Annotated in this window: 15 protein-coding genes; 9 read left to right on the plus strand and 6 right to left on the minus strand. The window is 62.8% G+C overall.

What is annotated here, in order from left to right:
- Positions 1 to 12: 12 nt before the first annotated feature.
- A complete protein-coding gene (locus JOD78_RS26005; RefSeq protein ID WP_039784135.1) occupies positions 13 to 303 on the minus strand; it encodes a DUF4148 domain-containing protein in 291 nt (96 codons plus the stop codon).
- A 218-nt stretch (positions 304 to 521) separates the two neighbouring features.
- Here JOD78_RS26005 and JOD78_RS26010 point away from each other — a divergent pair, with 218 nt between their 5' ends.
- Entirely contained in the window at positions 522 to 1,193 is a 672-nt protein-coding gene (locus JOD78_RS26010; RefSeq protein WP_034331353.1) for a heavy metal response regulator transcription factor, read from the plus strand.
- Positions 1,190 to 2,605, plus strand: coding sequence for a heavy metal sensor histidine kinase (locus tag JOD78_RS26015; RefSeq protein WP_209569919.1), 1,416 nt, complete (start codon positions 1,190 to 1,192; stop codon positions 2,603 to 2,605). The genes JOD78_RS26010 and JOD78_RS26015 overlap by 4 nt, the downstream gene beginning before the upstream one ends.
- Before the next feature lie 193 nt (positions 2,606 to 2,798).
- Here the strand turns inward: JOD78_RS26015 and JOD78_RS26020 are convergent, their stop codons facing one another.
- The gene (locus tag JOD78_RS26020; protein WP_121037375.1) at positions 2,799 to 3,059 is read right to left on the minus strand and encodes a helix-turn-helix transcriptional regulator; all 261 of its coding nucleotides are present in this window, start codon (positions 3,057 to 3,059) and stop codon (positions 2,799 to 2,801) included.
- A 258-nt stretch (positions 3,060 to 3,317) separates the two neighbouring features.
- Between JOD78_RS26020 and JOD78_RS26025 the strand changes: the two genes are divergently transcribed.
- On the plus strand, positions 3,318 to 4,595 hold the full coding sequence (locus JOD78_RS26025) for a DUF445 family protein (RefSeq protein ID WP_209569921.1): 1,278 nt from the start codon (positions 3,318 to 3,320) through the stop codon (positions 4,593 to 4,595).
- Between the two features lie 6 nt (positions 4,596 to 4,601).
- On the opposite strand, the gene JOD78_RS26030 is transcribed toward JOD78_RS26025, so the two are convergent.
- Positions 4,602 to 6,260: an acyl-CoA synthetase gene (locus tag JOD78_RS26030; protein ID WP_209569924.1), complete on the minus strand. Its 1,659-nt coding sequence runs from the start codon at positions 6,258 to 6,260 to the stop codon at positions 4,602 to 4,604.
- Positions 6,261 to 6,634: 374 nt separating this feature from the next.
- Between JOD78_RS26030 and JOD78_RS26035 the strand changes: the two genes are divergently transcribed.
- The 6 genes from JOD78_RS26035 (at position 6,635) to JOD78_RS26060 (ending at position 15,293) form a co-directional block, all read left to right on the plus strand.
- The gene (locus JOD78_RS26035; RefSeq protein WP_245202308.1) at positions 6,635 to 9,301 is read left to right on the plus strand and encodes a type VI secretion system Vgr family protein; all 2,667 of its coding nucleotides are present in this window, start codon (positions 6,635 to 6,637) and stop codon (positions 9,299 to 9,301) included.
- Between the two features lie 3 nt (positions 9,302 to 9,304).
- A complete protein-coding gene (locus JOD78_RS26040; RefSeq protein WP_134137653.1) occupies positions 9,305 to 11,059 on the plus strand; it encodes an alpha/beta hydrolase in 1,755 nt (584 codons plus the stop codon).
- Positions 11,060 to 11,151: 92 nt separating this feature from the next.
- A complete protein-coding gene (locus tag JOD78_RS26045) occupies positions 11,152 to 12,126 on the plus strand; it encodes a T6SS immunity protein Tli4 family protein (protein WP_227022840.1) in 975 nt (324 codons plus the stop codon).
- The gene (locus JOD78_RS26050; protein WP_209569928.1) at positions 12,123 to 13,844 is read left to right on the plus strand and encodes an alpha/beta hydrolase; all 1,722 of its coding nucleotides are present in this window, start codon (positions 12,123 to 12,125) and stop codon (positions 13,842 to 13,844) included. The genes JOD78_RS26045 and JOD78_RS26050 overlap by 4 nt, the downstream gene beginning before the upstream one ends.
- Positions 13,845 to 13,852: 8 nt before the next feature.
- Entirely contained in the window at positions 13,853 to 14,941 is a 1,089-nt protein-coding gene (locus JOD78_RS26055; RefSeq protein ID WP_209569930.1) for a T6SS immunity protein Tli4 family protein, read from the plus strand.
- Positions 14,942 to 15,026: 85 nt separating this feature from the next.
- Positions 15,027 to 15,293: a PAAR domain-containing protein gene (locus tag JOD78_RS26060; RefSeq protein ID WP_121037351.1), complete on the plus strand. Its 267-nt coding sequence runs from the start codon at positions 15,027 to 15,029 to the stop codon at positions 15,291 to 15,293.
- 35 nt (positions 15,294 to 15,328) lie between these two features.
- Here the strand turns inward: JOD78_RS26060 and JOD78_RS26065 are convergent, their stop codons facing one another.
- The 3 genes from JOD78_RS26065 to JOD78_RS26075 form a co-directional block, all read right to left on the minus strand.
- A complete protein-coding gene (locus JOD78_RS26065; protein WP_121037348.1) occupies positions 15,329 to 16,933 on the minus strand; it encodes a methyl-accepting chemotaxis protein in 1,605 nt (534 codons plus the stop codon).
- 169 nt (positions 16,934 to 17,102) lie between these two features.
- Entirely contained in the window at positions 17,103 to 18,134 is a 1,032-nt protein-coding gene (gene rtcA, locus JOD78_RS26070) for an RNA 3'-terminal phosphate cyclase (protein ID WP_121037345.1), read from the minus strand.
- 103 nt (positions 18,135 to 18,237) lie between these two features.
- On the minus strand, positions 18,238 to 19,491 hold the full coding sequence (locus JOD78_RS26075; protein ID WP_209569932.1) for an RtcB family protein: 1,254 nt from the start codon (positions 19,489 to 19,491) through the stop codon (positions 18,238 to 18,240).
- Positions 19,492 to 19,556 lie beyond the last annotated feature (65 nt).

Genomic DNA, 19,556 nt, shown 5'->3' on the forward strand with positions numbered 1-19,556 from the left:
GGGCAGGTGCGATCACGCGCCGCTGTAGAGCGAGGTGTCGAGCGCCTGGCCCTGGGTGCTGCTGTCGGAGACCGAAGGCTTGGTGCCGGTGTTCTGCATCGGTTCGCCCAGGCGTGCAGCTTGCAGCTCGGCGACGACATCGGCGCGCGTCTTGCTGCCCTGGAATTGCACCACCGGATAGTTGCTGCGGGCGTTCAGGTTGGCCTGATCGCGTGCGGCTTCCGTGGTCACGGTCGATTGAGCGAAGGCCGACAGGGAAAAGGCGGTGGCCAGTGCGCCGAGGACGAGGTGCGAGGTTTTCATGATCAGATTCCTTTGAGTGCGTTTTCACAAGATCCCTGGTGCTGCACAGGATGTGCGCTGCCAGGGATGGCGCGATCGCCGTGCTTGGTTGGCGAGTCGTTGGAATGGATTCTAGGGAGGGGGGCCGTACAGAAACATTGCCCAGTCATTACACATTTGTAATGAATGCCGCATCCGGCTGCGTCACAATACGGACTTGTCCGTCAGGAATTCCGATCATGCACATCTTGTTGGTAGAGGACGAGCCCAAATCGGGCGAGTACCTGCGTCGCGGCCTGACCGAGTCCGGCTTCGTGGTGGACTGGGTGCAGACCGGTGTGGACGGCCTGCACAATGCGCGCACGCTGGACTACAAGCTGATCATCCTGGACGTGATGCTGCCCGGCATGAACGGCTGGGATATCCTGCGCGAACTGCGCCGCACGCATGACACGCCGGTGCTCTTCCTCACCGCCCGCGACGAAGTCGAAGACCGCGTCAAAGGCCTGGAGCTGGGTGCCGACGATTATCTGGTCAAGCCCTTCGCCTTCACCGAACTGCTGGCGCGCGTGCGCACCCTGCTGCGGCGCGGTCCCAGCCGCGAGGCCGATCTGATCGAGTACGAGGATGTGGTGGTGGATGTGATCCGCCGCAAGGTCACGCGCGCCGGACAGCGCATCGATCTCACCGCCAAGGAGTTTGCCCTGCTGCACATGCTGATCCGCCGTCCGGGCGAGGTGCTGTCGCGTCCGCAGATTGCCTCGCAAGTATGGGATATGAATTTCGACAGCGATACCAACGTGGTAGACGTGGCCGTGCGCCGTCTGCGGGCCAAACTGGATGAAGGATTTGACCAGAAGTTGCTGCACACCGTGTGGGGCATGGGTTACGTGTTCGAGGTGCGGCGGTGAGACGAGCTACCGCGTCGATGAGCCTGCGGCTGGTGGTGCTGTTCGGATTGCTGGCACTGGTGCTGTTCACGGCCGTCGGCAGCTATCTGTCGCACTCGCTGCACATGCAGCTGGAGGCGCGCGACGATGAAGAGCTGGCCGGCAAGTGCCGCTCCATCAATCACCTGGTCGAGCATGCGGCGTCACTGGATGACATCCTCGCTCGCCGCCACCTGGTGCTGGACACCCTCTCCGGTCATGACCAGCTGCTGGTGCGCATCGCCCGCGCCGATGGCAGCACCCTGCTGGAAAGCCATGACCCCACGCGCACCTCGCCGGATGTGGACCTGTCCACCGTCAAGATCCGCAGCTGGGACCACATCGAGGCCTTGCGCATGGGCGACCTGCGCGCGCGCTACATTGCCAGCATGCCGGTCACTCGCTCGGGCGAAAAGGCCATCGTGCTGGTGGTGCGTACGGCCTCGGATCGCATGCTGCTGCTGGCGGACTATCGCGCCGATGTGTGGTGGGCGGCGGCCATCGGCACCGTGCTGGCAACGCTCTTGAGTTACTTCCTCGTGCGCAGCGGCTTGCGTCCGCTGCGCATGATGGCGGCACAGACGCGCGCCATCTCGGCCAACAAGCTCGATACCCGGCTCGATCTGCAGGCCGCGCCGCGTGAACTGCACGAGATCGTACAATCCTTCAACGACATGCTGGACCGTCTGCATCGCAGCTTCCAGCAACTGAGCCAGTTCTCTGCCGATCTTGCGCATGACGTGCGCACCCCGCTCAACAACCTGATGGTGCAGACCCAGGTGGCGCTGGGCAAGCCGCGCAGCCTGGATGAATACCAGGCCCTGCTCAGTTCCAACATCGAGGAATACGAACGCCTCTCGCGCATGATGGAAAGCATGCTGTTCCTGGCCCGCGCCGACAACGCCCACGTGGTGTTGCAGATCCAGCCGCTGGACGTGGCCGAGGAACTCAACCGCATCGCCGACTATTTCGAGGGCATCGCCGAAGAGGCGCAGGTACGCATCGCGGTGGCCGGCAGCGGCATCCTGCACGCCGATGCCACCCTGCTGCGTCGTGCAGTGGGCAACCTGGTCGCCAATGCCATCCGCTATACACCGCCGCAGGGCGTCATCAGCCTGGAGGCCACCGTGGTGGCGGGCGCGACCCTGATCGGGGTGGCCAACCCCGGGCCGGGGATCCCGCCGGACCAGATCGAACGCATCTTCGACCGTTTCTACCGCGCCGATCCTTCGCGCAGCAGCGCCAGCGGTTCCAGTGGCTTGGGCCTGGCCATCGTGCGGACCATCATGGCGCTGCACGGCGGACAAGCCAGCGCAAGCAGCGAACCGGGACGACGTACCGTGTTCACTTTGCGCTTCCCCGAAGCTGCGGTAAACGTGCCGGACAAAGCGTGACACAGGTGGCGAACAACGCGCGTGCACTGTACCGGGAAACGTGCAGAGAGATGTACAGATGAACGTGCAGAAAAACGAACAACAAAACGAACAACAAACCTTGCAAGAAGACGGTCAACAAGAATCGAAAAGCGCAGCAGAAAGCAAACATGGCGCGCACGCGCCATGCAGCTTCAAGCCGGGATGCCGGGGGTCAGCGCGAATCCTCACTGGGCAGCGAAATCAAGCTGGTCCGCATGAGATCGGGCAATTCCATCTCCAGCGCGAGGGCCAGGGCCTCCATGTTGTCGACGGAAATATTCCTTTCCCCGCGCTCGACTTCGCTCAGGTAGGTGCGACTGATGTCAGCGCGGAAGGCCAGCTCTTCTTGTGACATCTCTTTAAGCCGGCGCACCCTGCGGACGTTCTGTCCGAAGATGACGCGGGCGCTCTGTGGAGTCTCTGATTTTTTCATGAGCGCAAGGATCAATGCGGCTAGGGGTGACGGTCGATTAGCTACAATTACAAACGCACAAACTATCGGTGACAATCACTTATACCCTCGAATGTCTTGGTGAATAATCGAAATTTATCGAGATTCCGATCCTAGTTTCAGCGCGTATTTTTCGAAATTGTTCTAGTGGCGATTCGAAATTTTTCAGAACTTCCCGCCTTGTTTTGACTCCTCGTCTCATGCTGCGAGCATGCCGCCGGAAATTTCTCACTCTCTGCCATGGATAAACAACAAGCCTTGCGCCGTACCAAGCGTCTAGCCCTGGGTTGTCTGCTGGGCTCGGCTGCGCTGTTCGTGGCTGCCTCGTTGGCAGCGCCCTCCACCTGGAGCGCGTTGCTGCGTGCCATGGCCGAGGCCGCCATGGTGGGCGCACTGGCCGACTGGTTTGCCGTCACGGCGCTGTTTCGTCGGATTCCGCTGCCGCTGCTGGCCCGCCATACCGCCATCATCCCGCGCAACAAGGATCGCATCGCCGACAACCTCGCCGTCTTCGTGGAAGAGAAATTCCTGAGTCCGCAGTCGCTGGCCGGACTGGTGCGCCGCCATGATCCGGCGCAGCGACTCTCGGCCTGGATGGCTGCGCCCGAGAATGCCGCGCGCCTGGGCGGCTACATGGCGCAGGCGGTCGGTGGCGTGCTCACGCTCACCGATGACCGCCGGATCCAGGCCTTTGTACGAGAAGCTCTGCAGACCGCGCTGGGCAAGCTGGACCTGTCACGCTCGCTGGCCAGCATTCTGGATACGCTGACACTGGATGGCCGTCACCAGCAGCTGCTGGACCGCGCCATCGTGGCCCTGGCCGAGCTGCTCAACCGCGAACAGACGCGTGCGTTCATCGCCGAACGCATGGTGGAATGGCTGCAGCGCGAATATCCCAAAATTGAAAAATTGCTGCCCTCGAACTGGATTGGCGAGAAGTCCGCCGATACCCTGGCCGACATTCTGGACAAGCTGCTCACCGGCATCGCCGAGGATCCGCGGCACTCGCTGCGCCAAGCCTTTGATCGCCAGCTGGCCGGCTTCGTGACGCGCCTGAAGGAAGACCCGGCCCTGCGCGAGCGGGCGGAGGAGATCAAGCGCGAGATCTTGCAGGGCGAGGCCGTCAACGCCTATGTGGGTAGCCTGTGGGACAGCCTGCGCCAGTGGCTGCGGCAAGACCTGGCGCGTCCCGATTCGGCCCTGCACGCCCAGGCCGGCGCAGCCACGCAGTGGATCGGGCGCGCCCTGCAGGAAGATGCCGAACTGCGCGCCTCGCTCAACGCCCATCTGGAACAGGCCATCGCCAGCCTCAGTCCGGATGTGGCCCAGCTGCTCACGCGCCACATCAGCGACACCATCAAGCAGTGGGACACGGCCGAGCTGTCACGCCAGATCGAACTCAACATCGGCCGCGACCTGCAGTACATCCGCATCAACGGCACGCTGGTCGGGGGACTGATCGGCGCGCTGCTGTTCGGCTTGTCGTGGCTGATGCAGTGGCTGGTGCACGGGGTTTGAGCGGCCTCAGGAGGATTGCTCGGCACGCTCCTTCAAGGCCTTGCGCATGATCTTCCCGGTGGCCGTGGTCGGCAGCGCATCGACAAAGGCAATTTCGCGCGGATATTCATGCGCCGCCAGCTGTGAACGGACATGCTGCTGCAGGGCCGCCACCAGTGCAGCGTCCGGGGCATGTCCTTCCTGCAGCACGACAAAAGCCTTCACTACCTCCGTACGCAGGGCATCTTTCACGCCGACCACGGCGGCGATCCGCACTGCCGGATGGCGCATCAGGCATTCCTCGATCGGAGCGGGGCCGATGCGATAGCCGGCACTGGTGATGACGTCATCATTGCGGCCCAGGTAGCGGATGTAGCCGGCTTCGTCCATGTTGCCCAGGTCTCCCGTGAGCAGGAAATCGCCGGCGAATTTTTCGCGCGTCGCTTCATCATTGCGCCAGTAGCTCAGGAACATCACCGGATCCGGTGCACGGATGGCGATATTGCCGACTTCGCCGCGCGGCAGGACGGCACCCTCTTCATCGACGATCTGCACATCGTGCCCCGGCACCGCGCGTCCCATGCTGCCCGAGGCACTGGGGTAGAGCCGCGAGGAGGACGATACGACGAGGTTGCATTCGGTCTGGCCGTAGAACTCGTTGATGGTCACGCCCAGCGCGCTGCGGCCCCAGGCGATCAGGTCGTCGCCCAGCGTCTCACCACCGCTGGCCACGCTGCGCAGCGCAAAATCCCATTGCGCACGTGGATCCGGCGTGCCGCGCAGCATCTTCAACGCGGTCGGCGGGAAGAACACGTTGCGGATGCCATGCCGCGCCAGCAATCCGAAGACGGTGGACGCATCGAATTTTTCCAGACGGCGCGCTACTACCGCCACGCCGTGATACAGCGACGGCAGCAGGACATCCAGCAGGCCGCCGATCCAGGCCCAGTCGGCGGGCGTCCAGAAGCGGTCACCGGGCTGCGGGAAACTGTCGTGCGAGACTTCCACGCCCGGCAGATGACCCAGCAGGACGCGGTGTGCATGCAGTGCGCCCTTGGCCTTGCCGGTGGTGCCGGAGGTATAGATGATCATGGCCGGATCGTCGGCCAGCGTCGTGACCGGTTCGAACGTGGGCGAGGCCGCATGCAGGCGGTCCCAGAAATCGGTAGTCTGCGGCAGCACGATGTCGGACTGCTCCACGCAGAACACCACTTTCAGTGCCGGCAGTTCTCCGGCGAGATGGACCTTGTCCATGCCCGATGCGTCGGTGACCAGGGCGGCGGCTTCGCTGTTGTCGAGCCGATAGGCGATCGATTCCGGGCCGAACAGGTAGAACAGCGGCACCGTCACTGCGCCCAGCTTGTAGGCGGCGATGTGAGTGATGACAGTTTCGATGCGCTGCGAGAGGTAGATCCCGATGCGGTCGCCGCGCCGGATGCCGGCCTCGCTCAGTACATTGGCGAACTGGTCGCTCAGGATCTTGAGCTGGTCGAAACTCCAGGTGGTGACTTTGCCATCGCCGTCCTCGGCAATGATGGCGGGACGGCCGCTGCCATCTGCCCAGCGGTCGCAGGCGGCGTGGGCGATGTTGAAGACCTCGGGGATCTGCCAGTCGTAGGCAGCGGTGGTATCGGCACGGTAGTGGGCCGGGGTGATCACGGGGCGTGGCGCGATGTCTGGGGGCACGTCTTGTCTCCTGTCGGGTGGCTGTGGGCCAGGCCTGCATCGGGCCGGGCTCCGGATGGCCGGTCATGCCGGCACGCCGCCTATCATAGCGCCCCCGGGGCGGATCAGCATGGCACAACAAAATGGCAGCCGCGCAATGCGGCTGGTCGAACTCTGACGAGTTTGCCTGACAACCTCGGCCACTTCCTCCAAGCGCGCGCAGCTCTCCTCTAGCATGGCCCTCCTCTCCCCTTCTGCCGTTTGATGCCGGCATCGCCCTGGTTCCGGGATGCTGCGCGGATGGCTATTCCAGCAAGGATGTCCGTATGCCCGACCGCACGTTTTCCGCGCTACTCCAACCATGGTCCCAACAGGCCCGCGCCCTCCGGCTGCGCTTGCCGCAATCGCACGCGGCCTTGCAGGACGCGCTGCTGATACAGCAGGTGACGGGCCGCGAAACGCTGTGTGGTGCCACTGAAGTGGAGGTGCTGTGTCTCTCGCCGCGCGAGGACTTGCCGCTCAAGGAATTCATGGCGGTGCCGGCAGAAATCCAGCTGGTGACGGACCAGGGTCTGTTGCGCACCATCTGCGGCTTCATCGCCGAGGTCCATGCGGGACAGATCGATGGCGAGCTGAGCAGCTATCGCCTGCTGTTGCGCGATGCCCTGAGCCTGATGGGCCAGCGCATCAACACCCGCGTCTTCCTGCACGCCAGCGAGGCCGATGTAACGCAGATCCTCATCAGCGAATGGCGGCAACGCAGCCCCTTGCTGGCCAGCAGCATGGAGGTGGATTGGTCGCTGCTGGGAGAACGCTACCCGGCACGCGAATTCATCATGCAGCACAACGAATCCGATGCCGATTTCCTGCGCCGCCTGTGGAAGCGGCGCGGCATCGGCTGGTGCATCCGTCCGGGCGAGCCGCCACTGCCGGGCCAGGCTGCTTGTCCGCGCCATGTGCTGGTGCTGTTTGACGATTCCATGCAGCTGCCGCGCAATGCGGTGGGCAGCGTTCCCTGGCGACGCGATCATGCGCCCGGCACGCAGGACGGCCTCCTGCGCTGGCAGGCCACGCGCCGCCTGCGGGCCGGCAGTGTCAGCCGCCATACCTGGGATCACGCGCAGGATGGGCCGCTACAACGGCATGTGAACAATCCGGCAGCGCAGGGCGAACTGGGCGACCGCTTTGCCCTGCTGCTGGATGACTATCTGGTCGAGGCCCCGCACATTGCCGACGATGGTGAAGATCTTGACCAGATTGCCCGGGCGCGCATGCAGCGGCTGGCGCTGGAGAGCAAGGAATTCGGTGCCGATTCCACGGTGCGTGCGCTGCGTGTGGGCGAGTGGATTGATATCACGGGGCATCCCGAGCTGGAACGTCATCCTCCGCATGAGCGCGAATTCGTCGTGACCCGGCTGGAGTTCCATGCCGAGAACAACCTGCCGGCCTCGCTGGAGGAGCGCCTGCAGCGCGCAGCGCCGCATCGTGAAAGCGGATTCGCCGGACTGGACGGCCTGCAGCGCCGTTGCCGCGAACAAGGCCTGCGCTATCTGAACCATTTCGCATGCGTGCGGCGTGGCATCCCGCTGGTACCGGCCTTTGATCCCCGCGTGGATCTGCCCCGGCCGCGTCTGCAGAATGCCCACGTAGTCGGCCCGGCGGGCGAAGAACTGTACTGTGACGCGCTGGGCCGCATCAAGCTGCGCTTTCACGGGACCCGCATGCAGGATCACCAGCTCGCCGGCGGCGCCAGCGACAGCGAACGCGATTCCGCCTGGGTGCGCGTGGCCAGTCATTGGGCCGGAAGGCAATGGGGCGCGATCAATCTGCCGCGCGTGGGTGACGAGGTGCTCGTCGATTTCCTCGGGGGCGATCCTGACAAGCCTGTCGTGATCGGCCGGTTGTACAACGGCCTGTCGCTACCGCCTGCCTTCAGCGGCGTCGGCAGCCTGCCCGGCAACCGCTTCCTGGCGGGCGTGCGCAGCAAGGAGATTCAGGGCCAGCGCTACAACCAGCTGCGGCTCGACGACACCCCGCGCCAGATCAGCGCCCAGCTTGCTTCGCAACACGGACAGAGCGAGCTGAACCTGGGCTGGCTCACGCATCCCCGCACCGAGGGACGCAGCGATGCGCGCGGCGAAGGCGCCGAGTTGCGGACGGACCAGGCGCTGGCGCTGCGCGGTGGACAGGGTGTGCTGATCAGCGCGAGCCGGCGCAGCCAGGCCAGCGGCGCGCAACTGGATCGGGCCGAGATGCTGGGGCTGCTGCGCGTGCTGCAGAACGTCCAGCAGGAACTGGCGGCGCTGGCCGAGACCCATCATGCCGGGCCGACGGCAGTGCAGTCCTTGAGCGCGTTGCGCACGCGGCTCGATGCCTGGGAGACCGGCAGCAACACGCAGGCCGAAGGCAGCGGTGGCGGCGAGCCGGTGGTGGCCGTGACTGCACCGGCCGGTGTGGCCATCACCAGTGATGAGGGCGTGGTCCTTGGTGCGCAGAAGGAAATCGACCTGGTCAGCGTGGGCAATACGCAGCTCTCTGCGGGCAAGAAGCTGTTGGTGCGGGTGGCGGAGAGTATCAGCGTGTTTGCGCAGCGCTTGGGGATGCGGCTGGTCGCGGCCAGCGGCAAGCTGCAATTGCAGACGCACGGCGACGACATCGAAGCCACCTCAGCGCGCCGCATCATCCTGACCGCTGTGGATGAGATCGTCCTGCAGGCTCCCCGGCTGAAGCTGCTGGCGCAGGGTGCGCAGATTGATCTGGGGGGCGGCGCGATCACGCAGCAGAGCAACGCGGATCACATCATCCGCTCGGCGAATTTCCATCATGTGAGTGGTGCGGACAGTGCGCCTCCTGGCGTGGAACTGCCTGCCAGCGCCATGCGTACCGACGAACGTTTCATCCTGGCCCGGCGCGGCAGTGGCCGGCCGCATGCGCGGCAGCGCTATCGCATCGAGCTCGATGACGGCAGCGTCATTGAAGGCGTCACTGATGAACAGGGACGTACGGCCTTGAGCCAGGACCAGGCCCTGCGTATCGCGCGGCTGCGGATCGTGAAGGAGTAGAGGATGAAGCAATCTTCCCTGCCGGAGCAGGCGGCAGAACCGACCCGGCTGGTCGGCACCGCCTGGGATGAAGACGGCAATGATGTGGCGCAATCGGTGCTGACCGGAGAGAACCAGAAGGTCAGAGCCTTGTGTCTGACCACGCCGGAGGTGGTGGTGCCCATTCTGTTCGTGCCGGGCATCATGGGGACGCGGCTCAGGGTCAGCAAACGCGACCAGGGGCCGGCCTGGCTGCCACCCGAGAACACTTGGGAGACGATCACGCTGGGGCTCACGCATCTGGTCCGCACGGCGGCAGACCGGCAACGTTTGCTCAATCCGGAGACCACTGAGGTGGATGATGGCGGTCCGGCTTTTCCTGATGACACGAGCAAGACCCTGCTGTCGCTTGCTCCCGGCCAGACCGATGCCGAGCGTATCAAATGGCGCGGCTGGGGACAGCTCCATGCAGACAGCTATCTCGGCATTCTTTCGCTGCTGGAGACCAGCATGGCGATGATCTTCGATCCTGCGAGCCAGGGCACCCGGCTCACCTCGCACTGGCAGGAGCTGGTGATGGATCGGCAGGATGCAGCCAAGCTGGGCGCACAGAAGCCCTTTGTTGCACTTTCGGAAGAACATCTGCGGGATGCCGCCGAGGTGCTTTATCCGGTGCATGCCGTGGGGTACAACTGGTTGCAGAGCAACCAGGTCTCCGCGCAGCGACTGGCTGACGAGATCGAGCGGATTACGGCGTATTACCGCAGCAAGGGAAAGCGCTGTGAGGGCGTGATCCTGATCACGCACAGCATGGGCGGCCTGGTGGCACGTGCCTGTGCGCGGCTGCCGGGAATGACTGAACGCATTCTGGGCGTCATCCATGGCGTGATGCCGGCCATTGGCGCGCCGGCTACCTACAAGCGCATCCGGGCCGGGTTTGAAGGCATGGCGCAGGTGGTACTGGGACGCGATGCGGCTGACTGTACGGCAGTGATGGCCAATGCGCCGGGGCCGTTGGAACTGCTGCCGACTGCGCAATACAAGACCTGGACCAATCAAGGAGAGCGGCACTGGTTGCGCGCCAGCTATCGCGCCATCGGCCAGCGCGGGATGCCAGAGGAGATGGACAGCTTTTTGGGCGAGGGGGATCCCTACGCGCAGATCTATCTGAACAATACGTCGGATTGGTGGAAGTTGGTACGGGAGGATTTGATTGATCCGGCGGGGAGGGAGGATAGGGAGCGGGCGGAGAGTGAGGGAAAGGTGCTGGTTCGTACGGGTGAAGAAACGTCTGACTTTGATCGGTATAGAAAAAAGATGGAAGTCGCACAGCTATTTCATCAACACATTAAAGACAGTTACCACCCCAATACCTACGCGTATTACGCCGCCGACCCACAGCAGCCTGCGTGGAACGAGATCAATTGGAAATGCAACCGCATGGTGTCCGGTGATCCGCTGAAGGCCCGGCTTGATGCCGATGATTTGAACGGCACGGTGACGCTGAGCTTCGACCAGTACCACAGCCATAACCAGTTTTTTATTTTGCAGCGTGGCACAGGCCCAGGCGATGGCACGGTTCCGGCTGAGTCGGGTCGATCCCCGCAGCCGCACGTCGTCCAGTTGTTCAAGCATGAAGGAAAGCTGAAGTCGCACGAGAGTTATGACCATCAGTTTTCTTTCAACGCCAAGGTTGCGCAGGCGACCACCTTCTATTCCATCATCAGAATCGTGAACACATCGGAGATTCTGAAAGCGCTTTCAGGAGAAAAATGCTGATGAATAAATCGTTTCGACTTATTCCCTGTCTGGTTATCGCTGTCAGTTTTCTTTTATCAGGATGCCTCTCACCTCAACCCAAGATTGCCATCATGAACAAAGTACAGGAAAAGGAAATTGATCCAACGATCTCAACTTTTTGTACCGGTCATTTCCTGGTCGATATGCCGGCAGGATCGGTACTCAGCGGCGGCAATTATCGTTACGACTTTGCGCGGTTGGAGCAACCTAAATCCATGAGTCTGGAAGAGTTCGAGGCCGAAATGGCGGCCAAGGAAAAGACGCTCAGATCAACGAAGCATAACGTCGAGCCTAGTCTGTTGCGGTTGTTGCTCAAACCGGATCTGCACTCGTGGATCTTCGTCTATTGGGAGCAAAGCGGTATTACATCAATAGCGCAGGTTGATGGACACCGTTGGATTGACGGCACTCGTTACGTGTTCAAAAAGGAGGCCGGCATGAGCAAACCCAGAACCGGAACAATGACCCGCCAGGACTACACCATCGATCGCATGCGCAAGATTCTCGCCAACCTGCAAAAACGGTCGACCCATAACATTCCGACTGAGCCCGGCTATTGCTTCGAAGACGGCTTCATCGCCAACCCCGAATGGGAAATGGAAGAAGCCGGCATTGACATCACCATCGCCGGCCATCCCGATGCCTTCGTTTCAGTCTGGTTCTACCCGCTCGCAAGGAGTGCCCACAGCAAGCCCTTGCTCGATCGCATGGGCGGGGTATTGCAGACGCTGGGCCAGATGGCGACCTCAGTGCACGTATTGCGCAAGGGCGAGCGGCAGGTCGGCCCTTATATGGGCCAGGAATTCCTGGCCAGCGCCCCCAGCAGTCGCGGCATGCGCGGCCACAAGTTCATCTGGGAGACCGAAGGCGACGGCACGCTCGACACGCCTGCGCTCAAGATCGAACTCACCACAGGCTATCGCGACAAGAACGGCAATCCGCAACAAACCAGGCTGACCGATGAACAGGCCATCAAGCTGTGGGACGACGTGCTCAACAGCTTCCGGCTGCGCCCCGTGCTGGATCCCCAAGGGAGTCGGCCATGATTGCTCCGGTTAAAGGACCCGCGCCAACGCGCCTGGTCCCGACCGCATGGGACGAGCAAGGCAACGAGATCGCCCAGTCGGTGCTGACCGGCCAGCGCATGAAGGTACGAGCCCTGTGCCTGACCAGTCCGGACATTGTCATGCCCATCGTATTCGTACCCGGCATCATGGGCACACGACTCAAGCTCAAAGGTCGCGACAAGCGGCCGGCGTGGTTTCCTCCGGAGGGCGGATGGGAAACCCTGGCGCTGGCGCTCAAGCATGTCGGCCGCACGGCGGCGGACCGACAGCGATTGCTCAATCCCGATAGTACCGAGGTAGACGAAGACGGTCCGGCCTTTCCCGACGACATCAGCAAGACGCTGCTGGCCTTCGCCCCCGGCAAGAGCGACGCCGAGCGCGTCAAGTGGCGCGGCTGGGGGCAACTCCACGCGGACTATCTGCCCATTCTTTCACTGCTGGAGACCAGCATGGCCCTGATCTTCGACCCTGCAAGCCAGGGGAAGAAGCTCACTTCACATTGGCAGGAACTCGTGATGGCACGACAGGATGCAGGCAAGCTGGGTGCGCAGAAGCCCTTCACGCCGCTGCAGGAAAAGCAGCTGCAGGAGGCCGCTGAACTGCTCTATCCGGTACACGCGGTGGGTTACAACTGGCTGCAGAGCAACAAGGTATCGGCACAGCGACTGGCCAAGGAAATCGAACGCATCACCGCCTATTACCGCAGCAAGGGAAGAAGTTGCGAGCAGGTGATCCTGGTCACGCACAGCATGGGTGGTCTGGTCGCCCGCGCCTGTGCGGAGTTGCCGGGGATGGCCGAGCGCATCCTGGGCGTGGTGCACGGCGTGATGCCGGCCCTCGGTGCGCCGGCGACCTACAAGCGCATCCGGGCGGGCTTTGAGGGAGCCGGGCAGGTCGTCCTGGGACGCAATGCCGCCGAGTGCACGGCAGTGATGGTCAATGCCCCCGGGCCACTGGAATTGCTGCCGACGGCGCAATACAAGACCTGGAGCAATCGCGGGGAACGGCATTGGCTGCGGGTGAGTTACGTGGGTATCGGGCAGCGTGGAATGGCTGAGGAAATGGAAAGCTTTCTGGGCGAGGGCGATCCCTACCGCAACATCTATCTCAACAATTCGGCGGATTGGTGGAAGCTGATTCGGGAGGATTTGATCGATCCAGCCGGTCGTGAAGATAGCAAGCATGCCAAGAAGGATGGAAAAGTGACGGTCGCAAAAACGCGACCCGCACCAGACTTCGACAGATATGCCAGGACCCTGAAAATCGCGCGCTCCTTTCACAAACAGATTGAAGACCGCTATCACCCGAATACTTACGCGTATTACGCCGCGGATGGACAACAGTTGGCATGGAACGAGATCAACTGGAAGTGCAAGCCGATGGTGCCTGGCGATCCGACGAAAGCGCAGCTGGTAGCGGATGATCTGAATGGAATGGTCGAGCTGCGATTTGGCGGCGAGGACAATCGCTACTGCATTCTGCAGGATGGCACCGGCCCTGGAGATGGAACTGTCCCTGCCGAATCGGGAGCCGCTCCGAAGCCGTTTGTCGTTCAGCTTTTCAAGCATGAAGGAAAGCTGAGGTCGCACGAGAGCTATGACCACCAGTTTTCCTACAATGCCGCAATTTCTCAGGCGGTCACCCTGTATTCAATAGTCCGTATTGTCAATTCTTCGGGGCTGTTGCGGAAATCTTGAGAAGAATAATGAGCATCAAAAAGTCTCCGCGCTTGAGAGTCGTCACGGCCATGCTGGTCTTGACGTCCTTGTCTGGAGACCTGACACCTTTCCAACGATTGACCATCATGAATAGTGCCCAGTCACGTCAAGCAACTCCAGCAGTCTCCACTTTTTGTACCGGCCGTTTTCTGCTCGACCTGCCAGCAGGTTCGACATTGAGTGGCGGTAATTATCGCTATGACTTCGCTCTTCTGGAGCAGCCAAAGGACATGAGCCAGGAAGAGTTTGAGAAGGAAATGGTTGCCAAGGAAGAGATTCTCAGATCGGCCAGGCACGATATCGAACCTGGCTTGTTACGCTTGCTGATCAAGCCTGATCAGTATTCGCGAATCTTTGTCTATTGGGAGGAGAGCTTTATCGAGGAAATAGTGCAGGTAGAAGGCTATCGCTGGATCGATGGCACCCGTTACTTATTCAGGACGGAGGCCGGCATGAGCGCACCGCCCGCCGGCATGCCGAGTTATCAGGACGACGCAGTGGAACGCATGCGCCTGACGCTGGCTGGCCTGCGTAAAAGATCGACGCATGACATCCCCACCGACCCCGGCTATTGCTTCGAAGGCGGCTTCATCGCCAACCCCGAATGGGAAAACGAAGAAGCCGGCATTGATATCGACATTGCCGGCCACCCGGACGCCTTCGTGTCCGTCTGGTTCTATCCCCTGGCGATGAGCAAGCACGACCGCCCGTTGCTGGAGCGCATGCACAGCGGACTGCAGACCCTGGGCCGGTTGGCTACTGCCGTGCGCGTGCTGCGCAAGGGAGACCGTCAGATCGGTCCCTACCAGGGCCAGGAGTTCCTGGTCACCGTCCCCAACAGCGGCGGCGGGCTCAGCCACAGCTTCATCTGGGAAACCGAAGGACAGGGCACGCTCGATACCCCCGCCATCAAGATCGAACTGACCACCGGCCATCACGACCAGAACAGCAATGCGCAACAAACCACACTGAACGATGCGCAAGCGCTGCAGCTGTGGGATGCCGTGCTGACGAGTTTCCGGCTGCGGCCAACGCAGGTAGCACCCGCATCAACCACGTCAGGTACGCCACCATAGCCGCCTGCAGCAACATTTCAGACCCCTCGCCCGACCTTCACCCTGGCCCCGCCTCCACTCTCACCCTGCTTGAAAGGAATCCACCATGCCCAACATCATCCGCCTCGGCGACGCCACTTCCCACGGCGGCAAGGTCACGCAAGTGAGCGCGACCCATTTCAAGGTAGGCGGCCTGCCGGTCGCGCGGGTCGGCGATGCCTGCAGTTGCCCCCGGCAGGGGCACGACAACTGCACCATCGCCGAGGGACACCCGCATCACAAGATCGATGGCATCGCCGTCGCCTACGACGGCCACAAGACCAGCTGTGGTGCCACGCTCATCGCCAGTGCGGGCAATTTCAGCGCGCAATAGCGCTATCCCTTTCGTGCGATCTTGCGTGAACGGTCTCACGCACAGGCCAGCCGCGCCGCCGTGGGTGCCGCAACGCGCTTGTGCTCCGGTGCCCCGCCCTCCAGCTTGAACACCGACACCAGCCTTGCCAGCTGCGCCGCCTGATCCTGCAAGGATTGTGCCGCAGCTGCGGCTTGCTCGACCAGCGCGGCGTTCTGCTGGGTCACCTGATCCATCTGCACGATGGCCAGGTTGACCTGTTCGATGCCTGCACTCTGTTCCTGCCCGGCGGCGCTGATCTCGGTGACCACTTCACCGACCCGCTGCACGCTTTGCACCACGTCCTGCATGGTGCGTCCGGCTTGCTCCACCAGCCGGCTGCCATTGCCGACCCGTGCCACCGAGTCGGCGATCAGCCCCTTGATCTCGTGCGCGGCGGTCGCGGAGCGCTGCGCCAGCGCTCGCACTTCCGAGGCCACCACCGCGAAGCCGCGTCCCTGCTCGCCCGCGCGCGCCGCTTCCACAGCGGCATTCAGGGCCAGGATATTGGTTTGGAAGGCGATCCCGTCGATGACCCCGATGATGTCCACGATCTTCTTGGAGGACGCATCGATGGCCCCCATCGTATCGACCACCTGGCTGACCACCTCGCCGCCCTGGCGCGCGATATCGGAGGCCGATCCGGCCAGCTGGTTGGCCTGGCCGGCATGACTGGCGTTCTGCTTGACGGTGGCGGTGAGCTGCTCCATCGACGAGGCCGTTTCCTCCAGCGAGGCCGCCTGCTCTTCGGTACGCGAGGACAGATCCAGATTGCCGCGCGCAATCTCGCTGCTGGCCGTGGCAATCGTATCGGTCGAGACCCGCACCTGGCTGACGATGTCCAGCAAGCGGTCATTCATCTTCTTGAGCGCACGCAACAGCATGCTGGTTTCATCGCGGCCTTGTGCCTCGATGGCCGAGGTCAGGTCACCGGCCGCCACCGTCTCGGCCACGCGCACCGCGCGATCCAGCGGCGCGGTGATGCTGCGCGTGATCATCCAGGCGATCGCCGCCGCAGCAGCCAGCCCGGCGGCCGCCAGCGCCAGCAGCAGCGTACGGGCCTGAACGTAATTGCTTTCGACTTCATCGCCGGCACTCTTCATCATGTCGTGCTGCTGCTTGATGAGGGCGTCGGCGGCGCTCATGGTGGCGCTCTGCACGGGCCGCACCTCGTCGATCAGCATGTCGATCGCACCTTCCTTGCCGCCCTGCTGCACCATGGCCAGCACCTTGTCGCGTTTTTCGAAGTAGGCGTTCTGGGCTGTCACCAGTTTCTTCAGCGCGGTGCGGCTGTCGTCGTCGGTAAGCAGCTTCTCCAGCTGTGCCAGGTCCTCGCGGATGGCACGGTCGGCACCGGTGATGCGGTCGTATTCGCTCTTGATCTGCGGTTCCCGCTTCAAGAGCAGAATGTTTCGTACCGAGCGCGCGATCAGGTTGAGCTGGTCGACGATATCGCCCGCCACTACGGTCTTGGGATACTTGTCGTGGATCACATCCTTCATTTGCCCGTTGAGCTGCCCCAGGCGGGCGATGCCGCTGGCCGCCATGGCCAGCATCAGCACCATCAGCAGACCGAAGCCCAGCCACAGGCGCACACGAATGGTCACATTGGAAAGTTGCATGGAATTCCCCCTTGTTATCGTTGATTGTCGGCAGGCAAGCCACTGGCGCGGCGTAACTGGAAAGCAACTAATGCGTGGCAACAAGTTGCGGCCTGCCCGCTTCAGCATAGGTGACGGGAGGGAGGAATCCAAGCGCGGCCGATGCCACGCAGCAGGAGTGCGGCTGGTCTCAGCCCGGCGCGGCCATGACCTCCACCCGTAGCGCTTGCGGCGCAGGAGAAAAACCGAAGCGCACTGGCAGAAAGGCCTCGATCACCTCGGCGTTGGAGGCCATGTGCGGGCTCAGTTGCGTGGTGGTAAAGCGCCCCGCGCCGGCCAGTGCCAGCGGCAGCATCAGTTGATCGGCCAGATGCTCGCCGACCGCCGCATTGCTCTGCAGATAGCGCTGCATGGGTCCCAGGGCATCCAGAGCAACCTGTTCGGCCGGCCGGGATTTGGCACCATGGCCGCAGAACAACTCGTCCACATGCGCATGCGTCACATGCAATTCGACCAGATTGCCCGGACCATCGCAGTCGCTCAGGGCGATCACCTTGCAATGATCCTGCAAGCCCTCCACGGCTTCGCCCAGGACCTGCAACTCCCGCTTGCCGATGGCACTCGGCAGATTGGCCACCAGGGCGCGCGCCCGCGTCTGCAGCAGCGCGCCGCGCTCCTCCAGGACCAATCCCTGCAAGCCATGGCCCGCCTCCACCTGCAGGCGCACTTGGCCGCCACCGGCCGGATGGAATCCGTGCCGCAGCAACTCCAGCGTGACCGCGGCCCCCATTCGCCGCAACAGCGGCAGGAAGCAGTGCTGCAGGAAATCGGCCGATGGGGCCAGGGGATTGTGCGTGCCGCCGCTGACTTCAATGCAGAAGCGCCCCGCTGGCGCGGCCAGCATGGCGGGCAGCAGGGTTTGCAGGACCAGCGTGGTACTGCCGGCCGAGCCGATGGCGAAACGGAAATCGCCGCTGCGCAGCGCACCGGGCACAAAGCGCAGCGCGCTGCTGCCGGGCTCGGCACCTTCCACGACGGCGTCGCACAAGGTGGCGGCGGCCGTCACGGCGGCCAGGTGCTGGCGCATCAGACCGGGTTTGGGGCGTTGCGCGCGGATCGCGCCGAGCTCGAACGGACGGCCGGTGATCATCGCCAGGCTCAGCGCACTGCGCAGGATCTGGCCGCCACCATGGCGGCCATCCAGGGTCAGAGGAGAGGACATGTTTGTTCTTTTCTTTCTTCGTATGTTGCGTTTTGTTGCTGTGCGCGAGCGGGCCTCACAGGCAGCGCACCCAGTGCGTAATACGCTCTCGGCGCGCTGTATTTCAGCCTTTCACGCAGACGATCTGGCGCAGCGTATGCACGACTTCCACCAGGTCTTGCTGGGCCGCCATGACGGCATCGATGTCCTTGTAGGCCATCGGGATTTCGTCGATGACGGCTTCGTCCTTGCGGCACTCCACACCTTCGGTGGCGCGGATGTGATCCTCTACCGAGAAGCGCTTCCTGGCCTCGGTACGGCTCATGGTGCGTCCCGCACCGTGGCTGCAGCTGTGGAAGCTCTCGGCCTCGCCCTTGCCGCGCACGATGAAGCTCCTGGCCCCCATCGAGCCGGGAATGATGCCCAGTTCGCCGGCACGGGCCGATACTGCACCCTTGCGGGTGACCAGCACATCCTGGCCGAAGTGATGTTCCTTCTGCACGTAATTGTGGTGGCAGTTCACCGCCTCCACATGCGTCTGGAAAGGCTTGGCGATCACGCTGCGTACGGCGGCGATCAGGTTCTGCATCATCACTTCACGGTTCATGCGCGCAAATTTTTGCGCCCAGCCCACGGCTTGCAGATAGTCGTCGTAGTGCGTGCTGCCCTCCTTCAGATAGGCCAGGTCACGATCCGGCAGGTTGACCATGTGCTTGCGCATGTCCTGCTGCGCCAGTTCGATGAAGTGGGTACCGATGGCATTGCCCACGCCGCGCGAACCCGAGTGCAGCATGAACCAGACTGCGCCCTCTTCATCCAGGCAGATCTCGATGAAGTGATTGCCCGACCCCAGCGTGCCCAGGTGCTTGTAGTGGTTGGTCTTCTCCAGCTTGGGCGTCTTCTGGCACAGCACGCCGAACTCATCCTTCAGCGTCTGCCATGCGGTATCGACCGGTGCCGGCGGATGTTCCCAGGAACCCTGATCGCGGCCGCGATGGCTGCGCGTACGTGGCGAGGAACCGTGCGGCACGGCGCGTTCGATGGCACTGCGCAAGGGACCCAGGTTGTCCGGCAGGTCGGCGGCGCACAGGGTGGTCTTGGCCGCCATCATGCCGCAGCCGATATCCACCCCCACGGCGGCGGGAATGATCGCGCCCAGGGTCGGGATCACGCTGCCGATGGTGGAGCCCTTGCCCACGTGCACATCCGGCATGACCGCAATGTGCTTGTAGATGAACGGCATCTTGGCCGTATTGCCCAGCTGGGTTTTTGCCTCAGCTTCCACCGGCACACCGCGGGTCCACATCTTGACCGGCTTGCCCTGCCCGGTGGCCAGGGTGTCGTAGGACGCTGGTGCGATGGTGTCGAGTTTGTCCATTTTCGTTACTTTCTTGCTGAACATGAGGGAAGGCGAGACGCGACAAGAGTGCCAGCGACGGGTTT

The organism is Herbaspirillum sp. 1130, from assembly GCF_017833835.1.
Taxonomy (GTDB): Bacteria; Pseudomonadota; Gammaproteobacteria; order Burkholderiales; family Burkholderiaceae_D; genus Herbaspirillum; species Herbaspirillum huttiense.